This window comes from Actinomadura sp. K4S16, from assembly GCF_008327685.1.
Taxonomy (GTDB): domain Bacteria; phylum Actinomycetota; class Actinomycetes; order Streptosporangiales; family Streptosporangiaceae; genus Spirillospora.
In genome coordinates this window covers 203077-226479 of record NZ_BDDE01000012.1, presented here as the reverse complement: position 1 = coordinate 226479, position 23403 = coordinate 203077, and the positions used below count along the sequence as shown (strand labels likewise).

20 protein-coding genes are annotated in these 23403 nt (G+C 73.7%); 8 read left to right on the top strand and 12 right to left on the bottom strand.

What is annotated here, in order from left to right; translation table 11 throughout:
* The first annotated feature begins 6 nt into the window (after positions 1 to 6).
* The gene (locus tag K4S16_RS12445; protein WP_149259068.1) at positions 7 to 4575 is read left to right on the top strand and encodes an FtsK/SpoIIIE domain-containing protein; all 4569 of its coding nucleotides are present in this window, start codon (positions 7 to 9) and stop codon (positions 4573 to 4575) included.
* A 171-nt stretch (positions 4576 to 4746) separates the two neighbouring features.
* On the opposite strand, the gene K4S16_RS12440 is transcribed toward K4S16_RS12445, so the two are convergent.
* The 4 genes from K4S16_RS12440 to K4S16_RS12425 all read right to left on the bottom strand — a co-directional run bounded on the left by K4S16_RS12440 (position 4747) and on the right by K4S16_RS12425 (position 7368).
* A complete protein-coding gene (locus tag K4S16_RS12440) occupies positions 4747 to 5016 on the bottom strand; it encodes a WXG100 family type VII secretion target (protein ID WP_141580969.1) in 270 nt (89 codons plus the stop codon).
* 276 nt (positions 5017 to 5292) lie between these two features.
* Positions 5293 to 5835: a hypothetical protein gene (locus K4S16_RS12435; protein WP_149259067.1), complete on the bottom strand. Its 543-nt coding sequence runs from the start codon at positions 5833 to 5835 to the stop codon at positions 5293 to 5295.
* Between the two features lie 75 nt (positions 5836 to 5910).
* Positions 5911 to 6240: a hypothetical protein gene (locus tag K4S16_RS12430; RefSeq protein ID WP_149259066.1), complete on the bottom strand. Its 330-nt coding sequence runs from the start codon at positions 6238 to 6240 to the stop codon at positions 5911 to 5913.
* A gap of 90 nt (positions 6241 to 6330) precedes the next feature.
* The gene (locus tag K4S16_RS12425; RefSeq protein ID WP_235036751.1) at positions 6331 to 7368 is read right to left on the bottom strand and encodes an SPFH domain-containing protein; all 1038 of its coding nucleotides are present in this window, start codon (positions 7366 to 7368) and stop codon (positions 6331 to 6333) included.
* Positions 7369 to 7573: 205 nt separating this feature from the next.
* Here K4S16_RS12425 and K4S16_RS12420 point away from each other — a divergent pair, with 205 nt between their 5' ends.
* The 3 genes from K4S16_RS12420 to K4S16_RS44280 all read left to right on the top strand — a co-directional run bounded on the left by K4S16_RS12420 (position 7574) and on the right by K4S16_RS44280 (position 11991).
* Positions 7574 to 9340 carry a biotin carboxylase N-terminal domain-containing protein gene (locus K4S16_RS12420; RefSeq protein ID WP_149259065.1) on the top strand — a complete coding sequence of 589 codons (1767 nt, stop codon included), beginning with the start codon at positions 7574 to 7576 and terminating at the stop codon, positions 9338 to 9340.
* A 179-nt stretch (positions 9341 to 9519) separates the two neighbouring features.
* Positions 9520 to 10956: a hypothetical protein gene (locus tag K4S16_RS12415; RefSeq protein WP_149259064.1), complete on the top strand. Its 1437-nt coding sequence runs from the start codon at positions 9520 to 9522 to the stop codon at positions 10954 to 10956.
* Positions 10957 to 11145: 189 nt separating this feature from the next.
* Entirely contained in the window at positions 11146 to 11991 is an 846-nt protein-coding gene (locus K4S16_RS44280; RefSeq protein WP_160160890.1) for a hypothetical protein, read from the top strand.
* Positions 11992 to 12045: 54 nt separating this feature from the next.
* On the opposite strand, the gene K4S16_RS12410 is transcribed toward K4S16_RS44280, so the two are convergent.
* Positions 12046 to 13431 (bottom strand): NAD(P)H-quinone dehydrogenase, encoded by a 1386-nt coding sequence (locus tag K4S16_RS12410; protein ID WP_149259544.1) that lies wholly within the window; start codon positions 13429 to 13431, stop codon positions 12046 to 12048.
* Positions 13432 to 13747: 316 nt separating this feature from the next.
* Between K4S16_RS12410 and K4S16_RS12405 the strand changes: the two genes are divergently transcribed.
* From K4S16_RS12405 to K4S16_RS12395, 3 genes are read left to right on the top strand one after another with little or no spacing between them, the layout of a single operon-like run.
* Positions 13748 to 14200 (top strand): gamma-glutamylcyclotransferase, encoded by a 453-nt coding sequence (locus K4S16_RS12405; protein WP_141580950.1) that lies wholly within the window; start codon positions 13748 to 13750, stop codon positions 14198 to 14200.
* 40 nt (positions 14201 to 14240) lie between these two features.
* Positions 14241 to 15041: a purine-nucleoside phosphorylase gene (locus K4S16_RS12400; RefSeq protein WP_149259063.1), complete on the top strand. Its 801-nt coding sequence runs from the start codon at positions 14241 to 14243 to the stop codon at positions 15039 to 15041.
* A complete protein-coding gene (locus tag K4S16_RS12395) occupies positions 15038 to 16711 on the top strand; it encodes a phospho-sugar mutase (protein WP_149259062.1) in 1674 nt (557 codons plus the stop codon). The genes K4S16_RS12400 and K4S16_RS12395 overlap by 4 nt, the downstream gene beginning before the upstream one ends.
* 9 nt (positions 16712 to 16720) lie before the next feature.
* Here the strand turns inward: K4S16_RS12395 and K4S16_RS12390 are convergent, their stop codons facing one another.
* The 3 genes from K4S16_RS12390 to K4S16_RS12380 all read right to left on the bottom strand — a co-directional run bounded on the left by K4S16_RS12390 (position 16721) and on the right by K4S16_RS12380 (position 19438).
* A complete protein-coding gene (locus K4S16_RS12390) occupies positions 16721 to 17371 on the bottom strand; it encodes a PH domain-containing protein (protein WP_149259061.1) in 651 nt (216 codons plus the stop codon).
* Between the two features lie 7 nt (positions 17372 to 17378).
* A complete protein-coding gene (locus K4S16_RS12385) occupies positions 17379 to 18470 on the bottom strand; it encodes an adenosine deaminase (protein ID WP_149259060.1) in 1092 nt (363 codons plus the stop codon).
* A 98-nt stretch (positions 18471 to 18568) separates the two neighbouring features.
* The gene (locus tag K4S16_RS12380) at positions 18569 to 19438 is read right to left on the bottom strand and encodes an alpha/beta fold hydrolase (RefSeq protein WP_149259059.1); all 870 of its coding nucleotides are present in this window, start codon (positions 19436 to 19438) and stop codon (positions 18569 to 18571) included.
* Positions 19439 to 19522: 84 nt separating this feature from the next.
* On the opposite strand from K4S16_RS12380, the gene K4S16_RS12375 reads away from it, so the two are divergent.
* Entirely contained in the window at positions 19523 to 20110 is a 588-nt protein-coding gene (locus tag K4S16_RS12375; protein WP_149259058.1) for an ABATE domain-containing protein, read from the top strand.
* 78 nt (positions 20111 to 20188) lie between these two features.
* On the opposite strand, the gene K4S16_RS45670 is transcribed toward K4S16_RS12375, so the two are convergent.
* From K4S16_RS45670 to K4S16_RS12355, 4 genes are all read right to left on the bottom strand, one after another.
* A complete protein-coding gene (locus tag K4S16_RS45670; protein WP_235036750.1) occupies positions 20189 to 20341 on the bottom strand; it encodes a hypothetical protein in 153 nt (50 codons plus the stop codon).
* Entirely contained in the window at positions 20322 to 21842 is a 1521-nt protein-coding gene (locus K4S16_RS12365) for an MFS transporter (protein WP_235036749.1), read from the bottom strand. The genes K4S16_RS45670 and K4S16_RS12365 overlap by 20 nt, the downstream gene beginning before the upstream one ends.
* A gap of 190 nt (positions 21843 to 22032) precedes the next feature.
* Positions 22033 to 22656 (bottom strand): class F sortase, encoded by a 624-nt coding sequence (locus K4S16_RS12360; RefSeq protein WP_235036748.1) that lies wholly within the window; start codon positions 22654 to 22656, stop codon positions 22033 to 22035.
* Positions 22657 to 22746: 90 nt separating this feature from the next.
* The gene (locus tag K4S16_RS12355; protein ID WP_149259055.1) at positions 22747 to 23256 is read right to left on the bottom strand and encodes a hypothetical protein; all 510 of its coding nucleotides are present in this window, start codon (positions 23254 to 23256) and stop codon (positions 22747 to 22749) included.
* Positions 23257 to 23403: the final 147 nt, after the last annotated feature.

Genomic DNA, 23403 nt, shown 5'->3' with positions numbered 1-23403 from the left:
GCTCGGATGCGGATCTCGTTCACGGCGCTGACCGGCGGAGGCCCCCGCGACGTCGTGCTGAACGTCGACTCCGAGGCCACCGTGGACGGGGTCGCCCAGACGCTCGCCGCCACGCTGGAGGGCCGCCCGGCCGTCCCCGCGCCGCGCTTCTCCAAGGACGCGCTGCGGTCCAGGGGCGCGCGCAAGGCGCTCTGGATGGACGGCCGCATGCTCGACCCGCAGGCGCTCGCGGTGAAGGAGCTGCGGGACGGCGCCGTCGTGGCGGTCGAGCGGCGCGGCGCCGCCGCGACCGTGCTCACCGAACCGACTGGGCTGGTCGAGGTCCGCGTCGCCGGCGGCCCGGCGGCCGGGTCCGTGCACCGGCTGGGGCTCGGCGTCAGCACGATCGGGTCCGGGACCGACGTCGACGTGGTGCTGGACGACCCGTCCGTCCCGGCCCGGTCCCTGCGGCTCACGGTCGGGCGCACGTCCGTCCAGGTCGAGGCGTCCGCCATGACGATGCAGGGGGCCGCCGTCCTGGACGGGACGCCCCTGGGCGCGAAGACGGTGTGGCCGATGGGCGCGCTGCTGACGGTGGGGGCCAGCGTGCTGACCCTCGCGCCGTGCGCCGCCCCCGACACCCACCTGGAACCGATGCCGGAGGGCGGCCTCGCGTTCAACCGGCCGCCGCGGCTGAACCGGCCGCTGCGGACGCGGACGCTGGAGGTCCCGAAGCGTCCCGAGCGCAACCCGCGCGAGCGGCTCCGGCTCTTCGGCGCGCTGCTGTTCTCGGCGTTCGGGCTCGCCATGGCGTTCGGGCTCGGCCAGTGGTGGTGGGCGCTGTTCGCGCTGGCCTGGCCCGTGATGACGCTCGGCGAGTGGCTCGGCGACCGGATGCACGGCCGCAAGTCCTACAAGCGGTCGCTGAAGGAGTACCACCAGAAGGCGGGCGAGTTCGACGGCGAGCTGGAGCGGCTGCGGCGCGAGGACGAGGCGGAGCGCCGCGCGCTGCACCCCGACCCCGCCGAGGTGCTGCTGACCGCGACCGGACCGCGGCGCCGCCTGTGGGAGCGCCGCCGCGACGACCCCGACGTCCTCCACCTGCGGCTGGGCCTCGCCGACCTGCCCGCCCGCATCGAACTGACCGGGGACGCCGCGCCGGCCGGAAACGCCGTGTCCACCGGAAACGCCGTGCCGACCGCCGGAGCCGAGCCCGCGGGACGCGAGGGCCCGACCTCCCACGCGGGCGACGCGATCCGGGTCCCGGCGGCCCGGCAGGTCCCGGTGGCGCTGCCGCTCAACGAGCTCGGCGTCGTCGGGCTGACCGGTCCCCGGCACGCGTCCCGTGCCCTGGCCCGCTGGATGGTCGCGCAGGCCGCCGCCCTGCACAGCCCCCGCGACCTGGCCATCGTCGTGCTGTCCGCCGACCAGGACGCCGGCGACGAGTGGAACTGGGTGCGCTGGCTGCCGCACTGCGCGCCGCGCGAGGGCGAGGACTGCGTGGCCCTCGTCGGCACCGACCCCGAGTCGGCGGCGCACCGCGTCACCGAACTGGCGATCCGGGTCACCGAGCGGCGGCGGGCGGCGCAGGCCGAGTCGTCGTTCTTCGGGCAGGGCGCGCGGGCGGCCGACGCCGTGCCGTACAACATCCTGATCGTCCTGGACGGCGCACGCGCGCTGCGCCGCATACCGGGCATGCCGATGCTGCTGTCGCGCGGCGCCGAGTACGGGCTCTACGCCATCTGCGTGGACGACGAGGAACGCATGCTCCCCGAGGAATGCAGCGTCGTCGCCGCATGGGACACGCACCGGCACTCGACGCTCCTGCTCCGAGGGCAGGGCCTGGACGCCGTCGGCCCCGTCCTGGCCGACCAGGTGTCCGCGACCTGGACCGACCGGGTGGCGCGCGCTCTGGCCCCCGTCCGGGACGTCTCCCGCGAGGACGCCGAGGACTCACTCCCCGCCGACGTCCGGCTCCTGGACGTCCTCGACATGCCGGAGCCCACGGCCGAGCACATCCTCCAGTCGTGGAACAGGACGGGCGGGCGGACGACCCGCGTCCCCATCGGCCTAGCCTCGGGCGGCCGCTACGAGATCGACCTGCGCGCGGACGGCCCCCACGGCCTCATCGCCGGGACCACGGGCGCGGGCAAGTCGGAGCTCCTCCAGACCCTGATCGCGTCGCTCGCCGCCGCCAACCGCCCCGACGAGATGACGTTCGTCCTCATCGACTACAAGGGCGGCGCCGCGTTCAAGGACTGCGCGAACCTCCCCCACACCGTCGGCATGGTCACCGACCTGGACGGCCACGCCACCGAACGCGCCCTGGAGTCGCTCGCCGCCGAGCTCCGCCGCCGCGAGGAGATCCTCCTCGGCGCGGGCGCCAAGGACATCGACGACTACAACGACCTGCGCCCGTCCGATCCGGGGCTGGCGACCATGCCGCGGCTCGTCCTGGTCATCGACGAGTTCGCCGCCATGGTCACCGAGTTGCCCGACTTCGTCGCCGGGCTGGTCGACATCGGCCGCCGGGGCCGGTCCCTCGGCGTCCACCTCATCCTCGCCACGCAGCGTCCCGCCGGGGTCGTGACCGCCGACATCCGCGCCAACACCAACCTGCGCATCGCGCTGCGCGTCACGGACCCGGACGAGTCCGCCGACGTCCTCGACTCGCCGGACGCGGCGCAGATCTCCAAGGCCGCCCCCGGGCGCTGCTACGTCCGCTCCGGGGCCGCGGCGCCCCAGGCCGTGCAGTCGGCGCGGATCGGGGGCCGCCGCCCCGGGGCCGGAACCGGCTCGGCCGGCCCGACCGTCCACCCGCTCCCCTGGCAGGGCCTCGGCCACCCGCTGCCCGGGCCGCGCGAGGCCGCCGACGACGCGGTGCTCGCCACCGACCTCGGCGTCCTCGTCCAGGCCGTCGACGAGGCCGCGCGCCGCGCCGGGATCGCGCGGCAGCCCTCGCCGTGGCTGAGCCCGCTGCCCGAGCGGGTCTCGCTGGCGCCCCGCACCGCCGCGGGCGGCTCCGTCGTGGACGTCCCGCCGATCCCGTTCGGCGTCACGGACCTGCCCGCCGTCCAGTCCCGCGAGGAGCTGACGCTCGACCTCACCGCGGGCGGCCACCTCTACATCGCCGGGTCGGCGCAGTCGGGCCGGTCCACGGCGCTGCGCACGATCGCCGGGTCGCTGGCGGGCGCCTGCTCCCCCTACGACGCCCACCTCTACGCGATCGACTGCGGCGCGAACGCGCTGCTCCCGCTGGTCTCCCTGCCGCACTGCGGCGCCGTCGTGACCCGCGACCAGCTCGACCGCTGCGAGCGGCTCCTCACCGCGCTCACCGCCGAGGTCGCCCGCCGCCAGCAGGTGCTCGCCGAGGCGGGGTTCTCCTCCGTGGCCGAGCAGCGCGCCGCCGTCGCCGCCACCGACCGCCTCCCGTGGATGGTCCTGCTGCTCGACCGCTGGGAGGGCTTCCTCGGCGCGTTCGAGCACTACGACTACGGGCGCCTCGTGGACCAGGTCGTCCGGCTGCTGCGCGAGGGGGCCGCGGCCGGCCTGCGCGCCGTGTTCACCGGCGACCGCTCCGGCCTCGGCGGCCAGGTCTCCACCGTCTTCGACCGCCGCCTCATCCTCCGCATGGCCGACCCGAACGACTACGGCTACGGCGGCCTGCAGGACAAGCAGATCCCCGCCGAGATGCCGCCCGGCCGCGCCCTCGAACCGGCGGGGCCGGGCGCGCCGCCCCGCGAGTCGCAGATCGCGGTCCTCGGGGACGACGCGTCCGGCGCGGCCCAGGTCGCGGCCCTCCAGGAGATCGCCCGGACCTGCGTGTCCCGCTACGGCCGGCTGCCGCGCCGCCGGGGCCCGCTGCACGTGGACGAGCTGCCCGTCCGCGTCACCTACCGGGAGGCGATGTCGCTCGACCCGGAGTTCCTCGCCCCGTCGGCGCTGTGGGCGCTGGTCGGCGTCGGCGGCGACACGCTCGCCCCCGTCGGGATCGACCTGCTCAACGAGGGCCCGGGGTTCGCCGTCGCGGGACCGCCCCGCTCGGGCCGCTCGACGACGCTGCGGACGGTCGTCCACTCGCTGCTCGACCCCGCGGTCGGCGGCGGGCTGGTCCCGGTCGTCCTGGTGACGCCGCGCCGCTCCCCGCTGCGGCTGCTGGCGGGCCGGCCCGGCGTGCTCGGGGTGCTGACGTCCGACTCCGACGCCGACGACCTTGAACGCGCGATCGGCGACGAGCACCGCTACGCCGTGGTCGTGGACGACGCCGAACTGCTGGACGAGACGGAACTGGACGACGCCCTGAGCGCCGTCCTGCGCACGGCCCGCGACGGGGAGCACGCCGTCGTCATCGGCGGCACCACCGACGATCTGGGCCGCGGTTACCGGGGCTTCCTGTCCGACACCCGCCGCTCCCGCTCCGGGGTGCTGCTGTCGGTGGACTCGCCGGACGACGGCGACCTGTTCGGCCTCCGCCTGCCCCGCAACGCGCCGCTGGGCGGCCCCACCGGCCGCGGCCTGTTCGTCGCCGCAGGTGTCACCACCCGGATCCAGGTGGCCCTCCCCCCACCGGTCGGCACCGACGCCACCGCACCCTGACCCGACTGACCCCCAGCCGCGAGCGGCGAGCGCGACACCACCGGACGCGAGAGGCGACGCGCAGAGCCTGGGGCGCAGAGCCGGGCGCGCAGCGCGCCAAAAGGTCCGAAAAAAGAGGCGGGTCCCGGCCTCGGGGGGATGGGCCGGGACCCGCGGCTCGCGGGAGGCGCGTCAGCGCGTGGCGGCCTCGATGTTCTGCTGGGACCTGCGGATGTCCTGGCTGCCCTGTTCGAGCGCGACGGCCATCTTGTCGAACGCGGTCTTGGCCTCGGCCCAGGCGGCGCGGAAGCGGTCGGCGCCGGGGCCCCACCAGGCGGCGCTGCTGCTCACGGTGCGGCCGTTGAGGTCCTTGATGAGGGCGTCGAGGTTGCGGGAGTGCTTGCTGAAGATGCGGGACAGTTCCTCTAGCTCGCCCAGGTTGGCGCCGCGCTTGTCACCCATCGCCCCGGCCCTTTCCTCGCTGATCGGTTGGAACGTTTCCACGCTCTGCCGCAGGAATGGCGCCAGCCTACGCCCCACCGATCACATCGAGCCAGAGGCACCCCGCGAATCCCTCGTCGAAACGGCCACATTCCCGCCATCCTGGCCTGTCCGGATGTGGCCAGCAACGCCATGCCGCAGGGCTTGTGACGAGCATAATTACTACCCGTCAAGGGAGTTTCAGAGCGGTTTCCGCGACCGAATGCCCGATCCCGGCGGAAAGGGAAATCCGGCGTGTCAGCGGCCGTCGCCGAGCGGGTCGTTCACCGGGTGCGCCCCCGGGTCCAGAACGCGCTCGCCGACCATGGTGATCTGCTCGCCGGTCGCCCGGAACTCGAACCGGCGCCGCACCGACTGGGTGACCTTCCCGCTGCCGTAGCGCATCTCGGTGTGCTCGACCGCCTCCAGCGTGATGCGGTCCCCGGTGCGGACGGCGCGGCCCTCGTCCAGGCGGGTGCGGGCACCGGTGTAGGCGGGGCCGCCCTCCACGGGGGCGCGGTTGCGGGTCTCCAGCTCCCGGACGGCCCTCTCCTGCGACCGCACCAGCGTCGGGGAGATCCGCACGCCGAGGACCTCCGTGGGAGCGGCGCGCCGCTCCCGGTCGCCCCTGTGCACGAGGGCCTCGGAGCGGCGCTCCAGGTAGGTGCTCGCGGCGACGGTGAGCTGGCGGGTGACGTAGTCCTCCACGGCGGGGGGCTGCCCGCGCACGCCGGACGAGGGCGCCAGCAGGCAGGCGGCCAGGACGACCGCCAGTCCGGCCCGGGGCCACGGGCGAACCATCGGCGTCTCCCGATGATCAGGGGCTGGTAGATCCGAGCCGAGATTACACGGCCGGACCCCGGGCGGAACGCCGGATCAGTCCACTTCGCTTTCCAGCGCGGCGACGCGGGAGCGGGCCTGCGCCATGGCCTCGTGGTAGCGCTCCTCCCACTGCGGATCGGCGTCCGGGATGGCCGCGACGGTCTGGCGGCCGGTCTCCGCGAGCACGTCGCCCCCGTCGCCGCGGGAGACGCGCCGGACGACGACCGTGGTGACGCCGTCCGACGACTCGGTGTGCGTCTCCCACCGGGCGCCGCTCTCCAGTTGCGCCCGGCTCCGCGACGAGCGGCCGGTGAACGCGTACAGCAGCAGGACGGCCGCCGCGGCCACCACCGCCAGCTCCGCCAGAACGATCAGGAACCGCACGACCGCCTCCGTCCCGCGTCCACCGCGCCGCCTCCCGCTCTCATGGGCGGGCCCGCCCGCGGTGCCCGCTCATCCCGCTCCGGGTCCCGGTCAGTCCCTCAGGAGGGAGCCGTTCGGGTTGCCGGGCGCGTAGACCGTGATGCCCTGCGGGAGGGCCTTCAGCTCCTCGATCCTCGCGCAGGTCGGGCACTTGTTGTAGCCGTCCTGGCGGGCCTTGTTGGCGGCGGCCTCCGCCTTGGCCGAGGCGACCTTCGCCTGCGCCTCGCTGATCTGCGCGAACGCGGCCTGGGCGCGGTCCACCGCGTCCTGCACCTTGGACGGCAGGGTGATCCGCACCAGGTTGAAGTGGATGTTGGTGACGAACTCGCCGCCGAGCGTCTGCTTGAGGTCCGCGGCCAGGCTCGTGTTGATCGCGTTCTGCACCTTGGCGATGTTGCCGTTGTTGCTCTGCGCCTGCTGCCCGGCGGCCTGGACGTTCCGCGGCGCGGAGGAGTTCTGCACGAGGGCGCAGGAGGAGACGAGCTCGGCGCAGCGGAAGCTGTTGATCTGGCTGCGCAGGTCGTTGTCGATCACCGGCCGGACGATCTGGTCGAGGAACGCCGACCAGCCCTTGTCGCCGTCGTAGACGTTGTAGGTCTCGCCGCTGGCGCTGCGGAACTTGCGGGTGCCGTACTTGTCGTCGAACTGCCTGAGGGCCTGGTGGTCCTGGTTGAGCGTGAAGTACAGCGTCCCCTCGATGCCCATGTTGACGCCGTCCGAGCTCGGCACGGTCACGACGTCCACGCCGGACTCGTCGCCCTTCCCGGCGTCCGAGGTGATCGTGTAGAAGCGCTGCTGGGCGGGGTACTTGTGGACCTGCGAGTAGAGCCCGATCCAGACGCGGCCGGAGCCGGGGTCGATGACCTGCCGGATCCTGTTGTTGTCGAAGAACCCGCCGTTGCGGACGACGGCGATCTCGCCGCCGCCGGTCCGCTCGTAACCGCCGAGCAGCGCGCTCAGCACCGGCCAGCCCACGACGACCAGCAGCACGGCGGTGATGATCGCGGTGCGCCGGCTGGGCGCTCGCACCCCGGAGAGCCGGCTCGCACCGGCCCGCTCCCTGGCTGCGGACGTCTTCTTCTCGGCCACGGTGGCTCCTCTCACACCCGCACGGGGGTCGTTCCGCGGGTTCGTGGATCAGACGGAGCGGACGTCCGCCGGGATCCCCGCGGGGGTACCGCTTTCTCGGGAAACCTCCCGCTATCCGGGACCGCGCCCCCAATAAGGAGGGGCTTACGAAAACCTGGGATCGCGGTTATCTAGACTGCCTGCGAGGTTGAAGGAGGAGACCCACGTGCGCAAAGTCCTGATCGCCAACCGCGGCGAGATCGCGGTCCGTATCGCCCGTGCCTGCCGCGACGCGGGGCTGGTCAGTGTGGCGGTGTACGCCGAGCCGGATCTGGAGGCGCTGCACGTTCGGGTCGCCGACGAGGCGTTCGCCCTGGGCGGGCAGACGGCGGCCGAGAGCTACCTGGACATCGAGAAGCTGCTGAAGATCGCTTCGGAGTCGGGCGCCGACGCCGTCCACCCCGGCTACGGGTTCCTGGCGGAGAACGCCGACTTCGCCGCCGCGGTGGAGAACGCGGGGCTGACCTGGATCGGCCCGCCGCCCGCCGCGATCACCGCGCTCGGCGACAAGGTGCAGGCCCGGCACATCGCGCAGCGGGTCGGCGCGCCGCTGGTCGCCGGCACCCCGGACCCGGTGTCCGGCGCGGACGAGGTCGTCGCGTTCGCCGAGGAGCACGGCCTGCCCATCGCGATCAAGGCCGCTTACGGCGGCGGCGGGCGCGGTCTCAAGGTGGCCCGGACGCTGGAGGAGGTGCCCGAGCTGTACGACTCGGCCGTCCGCGAGGCCGTCGGCGCCTTCGGGCGCGGCGAGTGCTTCGTCGAGCGGTACCTCGACAAGCCCCGGCACGTCGAGACGCAGTGCCTGGCCGACAAGCACGGCAACGTGGTCGTCGTGTCCACCCGCGACTGCTCGCTCCAGCGGCGCCACCAGAAGCTCGTCGAGGAGGCGCCGGCGCCGTTCCTTTCCGAGGAGCAGCTGGAGCTGCTGTACTCCTCGTCCAAGGCGATCCTGAAGGAGGCCGGCTACGTCGGCGCCGGGACGTGCGAGTTCCTCGTCGGCCAGGACGGCACGATCTCGTTCCTGGAGGTCAACACGCGCCTCCAGGTCGAGCACCCCGTCACCGAGGAGGTCGCCGGGGTCGACCTGGTCCGCGAGATGTTCCGCGTCGCCGACGGCGAGGAGCTCGGCTACGGCGACCCGGAGCTGCGCGGCCACTCGATCGAGTTCCGGCTGAACGCCGAGGACGCCGGGCGGGGCTTCCTGCCCGCCGTCGGCACCCTGACCGCCTGGCACCCCCCGACGGGCCCCGGCGTCCGGCTGGACGCCGGCTACGAGGCCGGGCAGACCGTCCCGCAGGCGTTCGACTCCCTCATCGCCAAGCTGATCGTGACGGGCGCGACGCGGCGGCAGGCCGTCGAGCGGTCCCGCCGCGCCCTCGCCGAGTTCGTCATCGACGGCATGCCGACCGTCCTGCCGTTCCACCGGGCGGTGCTGGACGACCCGGCGTTCGTCCCGGCGGACGACGAGACCCCGTTCAGCGTCCACACGCGGTGGATCGAGACGGAGTTCGACAACCAGATCCCGCCCTACGAGGCTCCCCCGGCCGGCGAGGAGGCGGAGGGCGAGCGCGAGCGCGTCACCGTCGAGGTCGGCGGCCGCCGCATCGAGGTCGTGCTGCCCGCCGGGCTCGGCGCCTCCGCGGCCCCCGCCGCGGGCGGCGCGGCGCCCGCCAAGCGGCGCGGCGCCAAGAAGGGCGGCGCCGCGCAGGTGTCCGGCGACGCCCTGGTCAGCCCGATGCAGGGCACGATCGTCAAGCTCCTCGTCGAGGAGGGCGCGACCGTGGCGGCCGGCGACACCATCGTGGTCCTGGAGGCCATGAAGATGGAGCAGCCGCTGACCGCGCACAAGGCGGGGACGCTCACCGGCCTGTCCGCCGAGGTGGGCCAGACGGTGTCCGCGGGCGCGGTGATCTGCGAGATCAAGGACTCCTGACCACGCGCCGCACAGCGGTACGGCGCCCTCGGCCGGTGTAGGGACGAGGGCGCCGCCGGGCCTCGGCGCTCCCGAGACGGGGACCCATGGGAGCAGTTGGGGTCCGGTCCCCATTCGGGATGTCCCAAATCCGTCCCACGAACGAGGCATCGCCGCGTCCACGTGGGCAGACTGAGGGAATGAGCACCGAGAAGCGGGCAAATCGGGCGGCTCGCGGCGGGGCCGTATCGGCGGTCGTCGTCGCCGTCGCCGCGCCGGCGTTTGCCCTCGCCGCCCCGGCGGTGGCCGCCACGTCCCAGGCCACGGCACCGAAGACCGCGACGGCGCAGACCGGGGCCGTGCAGGGGGAGGCCGTGCGGGTCGGGGCGCAGGCCGCGGTCCCGCGGGCGGCGGCCGACGACACCGTCGGCCAGATCGCCAAGGGCCTGATCGACTCGCGCCTCTACGTTACGAGCGGCGCCGGGAACCCGCTGACCCCCGCCGACAGGAACGAGATCGAGACGTCCCTGGGCGGTGACGGCGACGCCGACATCCGCGCCGTCGTCGTCCGCAACGACATCACGGCGGCCCAGGTCAGGCAGTTGCTCCCGGCCGTCGCCGAGCGCGTCGGCAAGGGCGCGACCTATGTCGCGATCACCGCCGACGGCGCCCGGATGGGCGCGATCTCCAAGAAGCTGGACCGCGCGGAGATCAACCAGCTGGTCACCCGCACCGAGGGCGCACCGCTGAAGCAGCGGCTGATCCAGTTCGGCGGCCTCGCCGAGAAGAAGGTCGACAGCGCCTCCAAGTCCAGCGCGACGGCCGGATACGTGCTGCTCGGCCTGCTGGTGCTCGTGGCGGCGGCGGTCGTGGGCGTCATGCTCAACGTCCGCAAGAAGCGGCGGGAACGCGCGGCCCGCGAGATGGCCGACCTCAAGGCGGGCGTGCAGGAAGACGTCACGCTCCTCGGCGAGGACATCGCCCGCCTCGACCTGAACGTCATGGACACCGGCCTCGACCCCGACACCCGCGCCGACTACGAGCGCGCGATGAACTCCTACGACCAGGCCAAAGCCGCGACCGAGCGCGCCACCCGCCCGCAGGACATGCAGCAGGTCACGACCGCGTTGGAGGACGGCCGCTACTACATGACCGCCACGCGCGCCCGGCTCGCCGGGGAACCGGCGCCCGAACGGCGCGCGCCGTGCTTCTTCAACCCGCAGCACGGACCCTCCGTCCAGGACGTGACGTGGGCGCCGCCCGGTGGCGTCGCCCGCTCCGTCCCGGCATGCGCGGCCGACGCCGAGGCCGTCCTGCGCGGGGGCGACCCGGACGTCCGCATGGTCCCGGTGGGCGGGGAACGCCGGCCGTACTGGAACGCCGGCCCCGCCTATGCGCCCTACGCCGGCGGCTACTACTACGGGTACGGCGGGATGGACCTGCTCAGCGGCATGCTGATCGGCACCGCCCTCGGCTCGATGTGGGGCGGCGGCTGGGGCGGCGGCGGCTTCGGCGGAGGCGGCGACTTCGGCGGCGGAGGCGACGGCGACATCGGCGGCGGCTGGGACTTCGGCGGTGGAGACTTCGGCGGCGGGGGCGACTTCGGTGGCGGAGGCGGCGACTTCGGCGGCTTCTGAGGTGCGTGCCCCGACGGTGGTGATCAGCGCCGACGAACTGCGCCGCTCCCGCCTGCGACGCCACGGCCTCCGCCCACCCGACCGGTAAGCCCACGGGGCTCCGGGAGCGGATGGGGTGCGACGCCCGTTCGAGGTGTCCGCAAAGCCGTCCGGCGAGCATCGGCGCGCCCACGCAGGCATGCTGAGGAAATGAACCCCGAGACCCGGGCGATCTGGGCGTTGCTCCCGTCAGTCCCCGAGCCCGACAGCACGGCCGAGGGCGTAGTTTTCGCCGCGCTGTTCGCGGTGTTCGCGGGGCTCCTGCTGTTCGGGGGGCCGATAGCGGCGTCCAGGGGGCGGGGCAGGCTCAAACGCCGCAGAGAGCGGCGGAAACGAGCGGCCCGCGAGATGGCCGACCTCCAGGCGGCCGTTGCGCACCTCGGCGAGGACATCGCCCGCCTCGACCTGGACGTGGCGGACGGCGATGTGGATCCCGACGTGCGCGCCGACTACGAGCGCGCTATGAGCTGCTACGACCGGGCCAAGGAGGCGGCTGAGCACGCCGCCGGCCTGGAGGACATGGAGGAGGTCGTCAGCGCGGCGGAGGACAGCCACTACTACATGACCGCAACCCGGGCCCGGCTCGCCGGGGAACAAGTGCCCGAGCGCGCGCCGTGCTTCTTCGACCCCGAGCACGGACCCTCCGTCCAGAACGTGGTGTGGACGCCGTCCGGTGGCACCGCCCGCTCCGTCCCGGCATGCGCGGCCGACGCCGAGGCCGTCCTGAGTGGCGCCGCCCTGGACGCCCCCATGGTCCCGAAGCGCGGAGGGCGGCGGCCTTCTCGGGGCGCCGGAGCCCGCGCCTCTTCCAACGCGCGCGTTTCCTCCGACTCCGCCGGTAGGGACTCGGCCACCGACGCTGCGCTCGGGGCAGATTTCGACGTGACGGCGGACTCCGGCGGAGGCGGCGGGGGCGGGGGCCACGACTACGGAGGCGGCGGGCACGGCGGGCACTACGGAGGCGGAGGCCACGGCGGGCACGGCGGCCACTACTGAAGCGCGCCGCCCATGGCCGGGCTCCCGGCGATCCCGGCCCGGGCGGGGGACCTCTCAGTAGGCGTGCTCGGACATCAGCCGCCGGGACGCCTCGGTGACGCTGCCCGACAGCGACGGGTACACCGCGAACGTGTGCGCCACCTGGTCGACCGTGAGGTGCTGCTGGACGGCGATCGACACGCCCAGGATCAGTTCGCTCGCCCGCGGGGCCACGATGACGCCGCCGAGCACGATCCCCGTGGACGGCCGGCAGAACAGCTTCACGAAGCCGTCCTCGAAGCCCTGCATCTTGGCGCGCGCGTTGGTGAACAGCGGCAGCATGACCGTCCGGGCGTTGACGTCCCCGGAGTCGACCATGTGCTGCGTCACGCCGACCGACGCGACCTCGGGATCGGTGAAGATGTTGGAGGCGACCCAGCCCAGCTTCAGCGGCTGCACGGCCTCGCCCAGCGCGTGCCACATCGCGATGCGGCCCTGCATGCCCGCGACGGACGCCAGCATGAGCACGCCCGTGCAGTCGCCGGACGCGTAGATGTGCGGGACGGACGTCCGCGACACCTTGTCGACCTCGACGAAGCCGCGCGCGTCGCACCGCACGCCGACCTCCTCCAGGCCGATGCCCTTGGTGTTCGGGACCATCCCGACGGTCATCAGGCAGTGCGTGCCCTCGACCTTCGTCCCGTCCTCCAGCGTGACGATCACGCCGTTGCCCGACCGCTCCACGGCCGCCGCCCGGGACCGCGACATGACGTTCATGCCGCGCCGCAGGAACACCTCCTGCAGGACGGCCGCGGCGTCGGCGTCCTCCGTCGGCAGGATCCGGTCCCGCGACGACACCAGCGTCACCTTCGAGCCGAGCGACAGGTACGCCCCGGCCAGCTCGGCGCCCGTCACGCCGGAGCCGACCACGATCAGCTCCTCGGGCAGCTCCGGCAGGTCGTAGAGCTGCCGCCAGTTCAGGATGCGCTCGCCGTCCGGCTCCGCGCCGGGCAGCACGCGCGGCGTCGCGCCGGTCGCGATGAGCACGATGTCGGCGCGGATGCGGCGCTCGCCGACCGCCACGACATGCGGCTCCACCAGCCGCGCCTCGCCGCGGACGATCTTGACCTCCTCGTAGGCGAGCCGTTCGGCGACGTCGAACGACTGGGCCCGCGCGAGGTCCTTCACGCGCTTGTTGACGGTGGCCATGTCGGCCTCGAGGGCGCCGACGATGCCGTCCGGGCCGCCGTTGAAGCGCAGTCCGAGGCCGGCCGACTCCGACATGACCGCGATGCGGGTCGAGGTGGCGATGAGCGTCTTGGAGGGCACGCAGTCGGTGAGCACGCACGCGCCGCCCGGACCGTCCCGTTCGATGACGGTCACGTCGGCGCCGAGCTGCGCCGCGACGAGCGCGGCCTCGTAACCGCCCGGGCCTCCTCCGATGATCACGATGCGGGTCACATCTTCCATTGTTTCCTACTCTCGGCAGTGAAAAGTCCCGCTCCGGACCACTTCTTCCTGCAACAACCCCACCGACCCCCGCTCCCCGCCCCGGCCCGCTCCATCCCCAGACCACAACCGCCACACCCGGCGCTCGGGGCGGCGCCTCCCCTGCGGGGACCGCCTCTCGCACCAACAGCCCCACCAGGCGCATGCGTTGTGGGCCCCCGAGCCCACGCGTCCCTTATGGGGGCGGGACCCCACACCCCGAGCCCACGCGTCCCTGCGGGGGGGCGACCCCCACACCCCCGAGCTCTACTTGGCGTAGCCTGCCAACGTGGCTCTGTACGCGGCGTACGCCTCCAACATGGACCCCGAGCAGATGGCCGGCCGGGCTCCCCATTCGCCCATGCGCGGCACCGGCTGGCTCGCCGGGTGGCGCCTGACCTTCGGGGGGCAGGACAAGGGCTGGGACGGGGCCCTCGCGACGGTCGTCGAGGACGACTCCGAACAGGTCTTCGTCGTCATGTACGACGTGCCCGCCTGGGACGAGAAGGAGCTCGACGCCTGGGAGGGGGCCGCGCTCGGCGTCTACCGCAAGATCAGGGTGCGGGTGCAGACGCTCGACGGCGACGCGCTGTGCTGGCTGTACGTCCTCGACGACTACGAGGGCGGCCTGCCGTCCGCGCGCTACCTCGGCATCCTCGCCGACGCCGCGGAGAAGGCCGGCGCGCCCGACGACTACGTCAAGGACCTGCGCACACGCCCCTGCAAGTCGCTGGGCGACTGACCCGGCGGGGCCGTGCCGGGGCGGCGGTAGTGTCGGCGGCGTGAGCAACGACGCTTTTGCACTGGCACGGGACGCGGCGGACGAGCTGCGCGCCCGCACGTCCATCGACTCCTTCGACGTCGCACTCGTCATGGGGTCCGGCTGGGTCCCGGCGGCCGACAGGCTGGGCGAGCCCGTCGCCGAGCTGACCGTGACCGAGCTGCCCGGTTTCGCGCCGCCCGCCGTGGAGGGCCACGCCGGGCGGATCCGCGTCGTGGAGATCGCCGGGCGCCACGCGCTGGTGTTCCTCGGCCGGACGCACCTCTACGAGGGCCGCGGCGTCGAGGCCGTCGTGCACGGCGTCCGCACGGCGCTCGCCGCGGGCGTGAAGACGATGGTGCTCACCAACGCGGCGGGCGGGCTGCGCCCCGAGCACCAGCGGGTGGGCGACCCGGTGCTGATCTCCGACCACCTGAACCTGTCCGGCGCGAACCCGCTGACCGGCGCGACGTTCCTCGACCTGACCGAGGCGTACTCGGGACGCCTGCGGGCCCTGGCCAAGGAGGTCGACCCGACGCTGTCGGAGGGCGTCTACGCGGCGTTCCGCGGCCCGACCTACGAGACGCCCGCCGAGATCCGCATGCTGCGCACGCTGGGCGCCGACATGATCGGCATGTCGACGGTGCTGGAGACGATCGCGGCCCGCCAGGGCGGCGCGGAGGTGCTCGGCATCTCGCTGGTCACCAACATCGCGGCCGGGCTGTCGGACGAGCCCCTCGACCACGAGGAGGTCCTCGCGGCGGGACGCGCGTCGGCCGGACGCATGGGCACGCTGCTCGCGACCGTCCTGGCGAAGCTGTGAGCGACCTGCGGGCGCGGGCCGAGGAGTGGCTCGAACAGGACCCCGACCCCGGGACGCGCGCCGAGCTGCGGGCGATCCTGGACGCCGGCGACGACGCGGCCCTCGCCGACCGGTTCGGGGCGCGGCTGGAGTTCGGGACGGCCGGCCTGCGCGGCGAGCTCGGCGCCGGGCCGAACCGGATGAACCGGGTGACGGTGATGCGCGCCGCCGCCGGCCTCGCCGCCCGGCTGCCCGCCGGCGGCCGGGTGATCATCGGTTTCGACGCGCGGCACGGGTCCCGCCGGTTCGCCGACGACACGGCGGCCGTGCTCAGCGGCGCGGGGCTGCGCCCCGAGGTGTTCGCCGACCCCGTCCCGACGCCCGTCCTCGCCCACTTCACCCGGGCGTTCGACGACATCGTCGCGGGCGTCATGGTCACGGCCAGCCACAACCCGCCGCGCGACAACGGCTACAAGGTGTACTGGGCGGACGGAGCGCAGATCGTCCCGCCGACGGACGCGGAGATCTCCGCCGCGATCGACGCCGTCGGCCGCGTGGACGAGCTGCCGCTCGGTGCGGGCTGGCCGGTCCACGACGGCGCCGGCCTCTACCTGGACGCGGTGTCGTCCCTGCGCCTCGGCGGCGACCGGGACGTCTCGATCGTCTACACGCCCATGCACGGGGTGGGCCGGGACGTCCTGCTCGCCGCGTTCGACCGTGCCGGGTTCCCCTCGCCGATCGTCGTCCCCGAGCAGGCCGAGCCCGACCCGGACTTCCCGACCGTCGAGTTCCCGAACCCGGAGGAGCCGGGCGCGCTCGACCTGGCGCTGGCGCTCGCCGAGGCCCGCGGCGCCGACCTGGTGATCGCGAACGACCCGGACGCGGACCGCTGCGCCGTCGCCGTCCCGGGCCCGTCCGGGTGGCGGGCGCTCACCGGGGACGAGGTCGGCGGGCTGCTGGCCGAGCACGTGCTGCGACACACCTCGGGCGATGACCGCCTGGTCGTGACGACGATCGTGTCGTCGTCGCTGCTGCGCTCGATCGCCGCCGCGCACCGCGTGCGGTTCGCCGAGTCGCTGACCGGCTTCAAGTGGATCATGAAGGCCGGAGATGCGCGAGGTGGTTCCGGGGGGCGTGGGGGGTCGTCCCCCCACAGGGAACACAGCCGGCTGGTGTTCGGGTACGAGGAGGCACTCGGGTACAGCGTCGGCGACGACCGGGGCGTCCTCGTCAACGACAAGGACGGGATCGGCGCCGCGCTCGCCGTCGCCGCGCTCGCGGCGGACGCCAAGCGCGACGGCCGCACGCTGCTCGACCTGCTGGACGCGCAGGCCCGCCGGTACGGGCTGCACGCGACGTCCCAGCTGTCGGTCCGGGTGGACGACCTCTCGCTGATCACCGCGGCGATGACCCGGCTGCGCGCCGATCCCCCGCGCGAGCTGGGCGGGCGGCGCGTCGAGTCGTTCGACGACCTCGCCCGGCCCACCGGGGGCCTGCCGCCCACCGACGGGCTGCGGTTCCGGCTCGCCGGAGGGTCGCGGGTGGTCATCCGCCCCTCGGGGACGGAGCCGAAGCTGAAGTGCTACCTGGAGGTCGTCCTCCCGGTGGACGAGGACATCGCCGCGGTCCGCGCGCGCGCCGCCTCCGGCCTGGAGGCCCTCCGCGCGGACGTCTCCGCGGCCCTCGCCTGATCACACCGGTCAGGTGACGGCGCCCGTGATCAGGAGCGCGACGAGCACCGCCAGCGGGACGGCCAGCGAGGCCACCGCGGGAACGGACCACTTGACCGTCCCCCTGGCGGGCCCCTCCTCCTCCGCCTTGGCCTTGGCCGCCTTGTCGGGCGCGCCCGACCGGGCCTTGGGGCGCTGCCGGTCCTTCATCTCGTTCAACTGCTGCGCGGCGTACGCGGTCGGCGTGCGCCCCCGCAGGTCCAGGCCCTGCCCCCTGCCCTTGCGAGCCTCCTTCTCGGCGCGGGCCTCCGCCTTGGCCTGCGCCCGCGGCGAGGTCTGGAGCACCCAGGCCCGCGTCTCCAGGTCCGTCCCGTCCGGGCCGGCGAACACGACCGTCACCGCGTTCTTGCCCTCGATCCGGCGGACCGCGCCCCACGGCACCCGGACGTCCCGGAGCGGGTTGCGGACCGTGATCCCGGCGTCGTCGCCGACGATCACCGGCCGCAGCCCGACCGCGTAGGCGATCCCGCAGCCGAGCAGCAGCAGGAACGCGATCGTCACCGTCGTCAGCGAGTAGTCGGGGTCACCGGTGATGCCGAAGAACAGGTCGACGAGGTTGAGGGCGGCGAACACCAGCCACGCGTACGCGGCGACGCGCCCGCCGGTGGAGCGAATGGTCATGGCCCGATCATGCCAGGGGCCGGGCGCCGCTCCACTTGAGCTGCGCGAAACCGGGCTTGATGACGCCGTTGATCAGTTCGAGCCGCTCGTTGAACGGCGCGAACGCCGACTTCATCGCGTTCACCGTGAACCACTGCAGGTCGTCCCATCCGTAGCCGAACGCGTCGGCGAGCTTGGCGAACTCCTCCGACAGCGTCGTGCCGCTCATCAGCCGGTTGTCGGTGTTGACCGTGACGCGGAAGCTCAGCCGCCGCAGCAGCCCGATCGGGTGCTCGGCGATCGACTTCGCCGCGCCGGTCTGGATGTTGGAGGTCGGGCACATCTCCAGCGGGATCCGCTTGTCCCGCACGTAGTTCGCGAGCCGGCCGAGCCGCGCCTCGCCGTTCTCCACCTCGATGTCGTCGATGATGCGGACGCCGTGCCCGAGCCGGTCGGCGCCGCACCACTGGATCGCCTGCCAGATCGACGGCAGCCCGAACCCCTCACCCGCGTGGATGGTGAAGTGCGCGTTCTCGCGCTGCAGGTACTCGAACGCGTCGAGGTGCCGGGTCGGGGGGTACCCGGCCTCGGCGCCGGCGATGTCGAACCCGACGACGCCGAGGTCCCGGTACCGGACGGCCAGCTCCGCGATCTCCATGCTGCGCGCCTGGTGCCGCATGGCGGTGACGAGCGTCCCGACGCGGATCCCGAAGTCCTCGCGGCCCCGGGCGAAGCCGTCCAGGACGGCCTCGACGACCTGCTCCAGCGACAGCCCGTTCCGCAGGTGCTGCTCGGGCGCGTACCGGACCTCGGCGTAGACGATCCCGTCCTTCGCGAGGTCCTCGGCGCACTCGTACGCGACCCGGGTGAGCGCCTCGACGGTCTGCATCACCCCGACGGTGTGCGAGAACGTCTCCAGGTACCGTTCGAGCGATCCGGAGTTGGACGCCTCCTCGAACCACGTCCGCAGGGCGTCCGGGTCGGTGGTGGGCAGGTCCCCGTACCCGGTCTCCCGCGCCAGGTCGACGACGGTCGCGGGCCGCACCCCGCCGTCCAGGTGGTCGTGCAGCAGCACCTTCGGCGCGCGGCGGATGTCCTCAAGAGTCGGCCGAACGTTCATTTCTCGAACCTACCCGTCCCCGCCCCCTCGGGCGTCGTCAACTCTCGCCAACCCGGCGCCCCCGCCCCACCCGCGCGACCTGCGGACCTTCCGCCCCGCTAGGCCCGGACGCGGTCGAGGAACGCGGCGACGAGCGGCGCGATCTCGCGGAGGTGGGTCTCGAGGGCGAAGTGGCCGGTGCCGAACAGGTGGAGTTCGGCGTCCGGGACGTCCCGCAGGTAGGCGCGGGCGCCGGGCGCGGGGAAGAACGGGTCGTCGGCTCCCCAGACGATGAGGACGGGCGGCGTGTGCCGGCGCAGCCAGGCCTGCCAGCGGTCGTAGCTCTCGACGTTGGAGTGGTAGTCGAAGGCCAGCGCGACCTGGGCCTCCTTGCGTCCCGGAAGGTCGAGGAAGTGCTGGTCGAGGGTCCAGCCGTCCGGTGCGAGCACCTCCGGGTCGGCGACGCCCGTCTCGTACTGGCTCCGGGTGCCCTCCGGGGTCAGCAGGCCGCGGACGGTCTCCTCCGCGCCCGGCTCTCCGGGACGCAGGGCGATGAAGTCGCGGGCGCCGTCCGACAGGCCCTCGGCGTAGGCGTTGCCGTTCTGGACGACCAGGCCCGCGATGCGCTCGGGCAGCCGCTCGGCCAGCCGGAACCCGACCGGCGCCCCGAAGTCGAACACGTACATGGCGAAGCGGGTGAGCCCGAGCCGCTCGACGAACCCCTCCATGACGTCGGCGAGCCCGTCGAAGGAGTAGGTGAAGCCGTCCGGCGCCCATGTGCGGCCGAAGCCGGGGTAGTCCGGAGCGATCAGGCGGTAGCGGGCGCCGAGGACGTCGATGAGCCGCCGGAACTGGTGCGACGCGGACGGGAAGCCGTGCAGCAGCAGCAGGACAGGCGCGTCCTCCCGCTCCGGGAGGGACTCGCGGTAGAAGACGCGGACGCCGCCGACGTCGACGTGGCGGTGGGCGGTGCGAGCGATCGTGAGCATGTCTAACGCCTTCTTTCCGAAGAGACGCATTAGATATAGTCGTCAACCACCTAACGGGTCAACCCATCGATGTACCGTTAGAACATGAGCGACCCGAGCCCGCTGATCGGTGAGCCGCCGGCCCTGGACCTGGTCAACACGCGACCGGTGGGCGCCGACCTGCTGTCCACGCCCGATGAACTGCGGGTCTGGCTGCGTCTGCAAGCCGAGAGGTCCGAGGAGGCCCGGACGTTCGCCGCCACGGAACCGGCGGCCGAGTCGCTGGCCGCGGTCCGGGACGTCCGGGAGCACACGGCCCTGGCCCTCGACCGCGTCCGCCGCGGCGAGCCGCCATCGGCCGGCGACCTGGAGGCGCTCAACCGGGCGCAGCGCGCCGCACCCGCCGTCACCGAACTGGACTGGGACGGGCGGTCGCTCCGCGCGGCCCGCCGCCGCACCGGCCCGCCCGCGCTCCGCCCGGCGGCCTGGCTCGCCGAGGCCGCCGCCGAACTCCTCGCCGACCCGGCGGTCGCCAAGGTCCGGGAGTGCGAGGCCGACGACTGCGTGATGCTCTTCCTGCCCGCCCACCCCCGCCGCCGCTGGTGCTCGGCGGCCCGCTGCGGCAACCGCGTCCGCGTCGCCCGCCACTACCGGCGGCACCGGCCCGCCGAGCCCGACCCCGCGTCCTCCTGACGCCATGAGGCGGGAGCTGACGCTAGGAGGCGGGGGCACGCGCCGGCGCCCCCGCCTCAGAATGCCGAACAGTCGGCGCTAGGCCTTCGCGTACTCGCCGATGCCCCCGGCGAAGTCGTACATGACGCAGGCCTCGTCCCCGACGACCCAGGCGTCATGGCCGGGCGTGACGACGAACACGTCACCGGGGCCGACCTCCTGCTCCACGCCGTCATTCGTGAGGATGCGCATCCGTCCCTGGACGACGTAGCCGTTGTGGTGCACCTCGCAAAGGTCGGTGCCCGCGATGTCCTTCACCGACTCCGTCCAGCGCCATCCGGGCTCGAACGTCGCCTTCCCGAAGACGAGGCCGCTGAGGTTGGCGATCTCCAGGTGCCCCCTGGGGAAGTCCCGCCGGTCGTCCGGCTTCTCGATGCTCTTGATCTCTATCATTGATGGTTCCCCCTTCCCCCTCACTTTTCACGCTCGCACTGGGGCTGACCTGCGTCAAGACGTCCGGGCCGGATAGCGCGCGGCGTGCCCGGAGCAGCAGGGCGGGGGTCGCCAGGGACAGGACGCCGGCGATCGCGACGGCGGTGCGGGGGCCGGTGAGGCCGGCGAGCAGCCCCCACAGGGCGGTCATGCCCGCGATCGTGAGCTTGCCGGTCACCGACCACGCCGACAGCACCCGGGCGACCCGGTCGGACGGCGTGTGCTCCAGCCGGTAGGCGGCCTGGAGCGGGTTGAACACCCCCATGCACGTGATCAGCCCCAGTTCGACGGCGATGACGAGCACCAGCCCGGCGACGCCCGGACGGACGAAGGCCAGTCCGGGCAGCCAGCACGCGCGCAGGGTCCCGAAGACGAGCATGGTCCTCGGACGCCCGAACCGCGAGGCGAGCCGTCCGGCCAGCCGCGAGCCGACGAGACCGCCGACGCAGGGGGCGGCGAACGCCAGTGCGTACTGCCACGGCGCGAAGCCGAGGCGGCCCAGCATCAGCACGGCCAGCACCGGCGCCGTCGCCATGATCAGCCCGGCGACCAGGATCTGGTTGAGGAACAGCGGGCGCAGCGCCGGGCTGGTGAGGATGTGGCGCCACCCTTCGAGCAGGTCCCCGCCCCGGAGCCGGGCGCCCGTCTCCGGGGCGTGGGCGGGGCGCGGCTCCGTCCCGCCGATCGCGCGGATCCCGGCCGCGGACAGCACGAAGCTGGCCGCGTTGGCCGTCACGGTCACCAGCGGCCCGAACAGCCCGATCGCGGCGCCGCCGAGCGGCGGCCCGAGCATGAGCGCGGTCCAGTTCGTGGACTCCAGCCGCCCGTTCGCGACGACCAGGTCCTCCGGCCGGACGAGCGCCTTCAGGCAGGCGCCGCTCGCCGCGGTGAAGGCGATGTCGGCCGCGGCGACCACGACCGACACCACCAGCAGCTGGACGAACCCGAGCCCGCCGAGCAGGAACGCGGCGGGCAGGCTCAGCAGCGCCGCGCACCGGACCAGGTCCATCGCGATCATCACGGGCCGCTTGCGGCGGAACTCCACCCAGGGACCGAGCGGCACCGCCACCGCCGCCCCCACGAGCAGGCCCGCGGCGGCCAGCGCCGACACCCGGGCAGGCCCGGCATCCAGCACGGTGATCGCGATCAGCGGGAACGCGTCGAATGCGAGCCACGTCCCGACCGCGCTGACCGCGTAGGCCGCCCAGAGCCACCCGAACGGCCGCCCGAGCGACCGCCCCTCCCCCATGCGCACCCTCACCGCGCCCCTCCCGCCGGCCGCCCTCATGTCGGCCGCCCCCGGCGGCCGAGAGAGATCAAAGCGGGTGGCGGGCCGCCGGATCAAACAACCGTCCGTCCCCTCGCCCAACCGGACGTTGTGGCGCGTTCCCAGCGATCGCGGTGTGGGGACCCGGTCGCCCACCGCCTGGCCTCCCAGGCCGGGCGGGCCGCTACCGGACCGCCGTCTCGGCGGCGTAGACGATGACGTTGTCGGTGTAGCTGCGCTTGCCCCGGTCGAACGAGCCGCCGCAGGTGACGAGGCGGAGCCCGGGATGGTCGAGGGGGCCGTAGACGCGACCGGTGGGGAACCGGCCCTTCGGGACACGTTCCACGGACTCGACGGTGAACACGGCCACCCGCCCGTCCGCGCGGCTCACCTCGACGCGGTGCCCGGGCCTCAGCCGGCCCAGGTCGTAGAAAACCGCGGCCCCCTTCGCGGTGTCGACATGGCCCAGGATGACCGCGGCGCCGCGTTCGCCTGGCGTGGGCCCGCCCGCGTACCAGCCGGCCTCCCCCGGCCGGTCCGCCGAGGGGACCTGCACAGAGCCGTCGGCCTCAAGGCCCAGGCGGGCCAGCGGCGCCCGCACCCCGATGGACGGGACGTCCACCCGGACGGGCGGGGACGGGTCGAGCACCGGCCCGTGCCGGTCGACCGGCCGGGTGGCCGCGGCCCACGCGGGCGGGCTGGGCGGCCCGGCCGGGCCGCCCAGCCCGAGGACGAGCGCGGCGAGGCCGGCGGCGGACAGGATCGCCGCCAACCCCCAGAGGCCCCACCGGCCGCCCTTTCCCCGCATTTTTCCTTCCATCCGATGAGAATCGCCGATTCTGCTCTTACGGAGACGCCGCCGTCACAGCGGCGCCTCCCTTATCAGAAAGGCGCGCTATTACGCGACCGCGCCATTACGACGGCGGACGGCAATGGCGCCGGCGCCGATCCCGCCCAGCAGCAGGACGCCGCCGCCGGCCAGAAGCGCGGTGTCCGAGCCGCCCGTCCCGCCGCCGAGACCCGTCGCCGCCCCGCCGGTCGGGGTGGGCTGCCCCATCGGGCGCGCCTTGCCGTCCACGACGCGGACCTCGCCGGTCGCCCTGTACGCGCCGCACCTGACCAGCACCGTGTAGGTGCCGGGGAAGGTGTCCTTCTTGATGGTCGCGAGACCGGCCCGGCCGTCGACCTCCTCGGAGCCGTTCAGCGGCACCGCGCCCCCGACGAAGGCCAGCGACCCCGCCTCGCCGTCGACCTGGCACTTCTTCCCCACCACCGTGACCTTGTCGCCGGGACGGGCCTGCGCCGGCTTCACGATGACGTCCCCCGGGTCGGCCATCGCGGGCGCGGCCATTCCGAACGTCGCCGCGCCGACCACGAGACCGAGAACGGTCGCCTTTCCGAGTCGCATGTTCTCTCCATATCGACACGGCGGCCTACTCGACTTTCAGCCCGTGAGCCCGTGCCCCCTTATGCCCGTATCTGATGAGGCTTGCGCCCGTTTGGTTCGGTGATCCTTTTTTCGTCCCCCGGAAAGGCTCCCGCCCTCACAAATCCC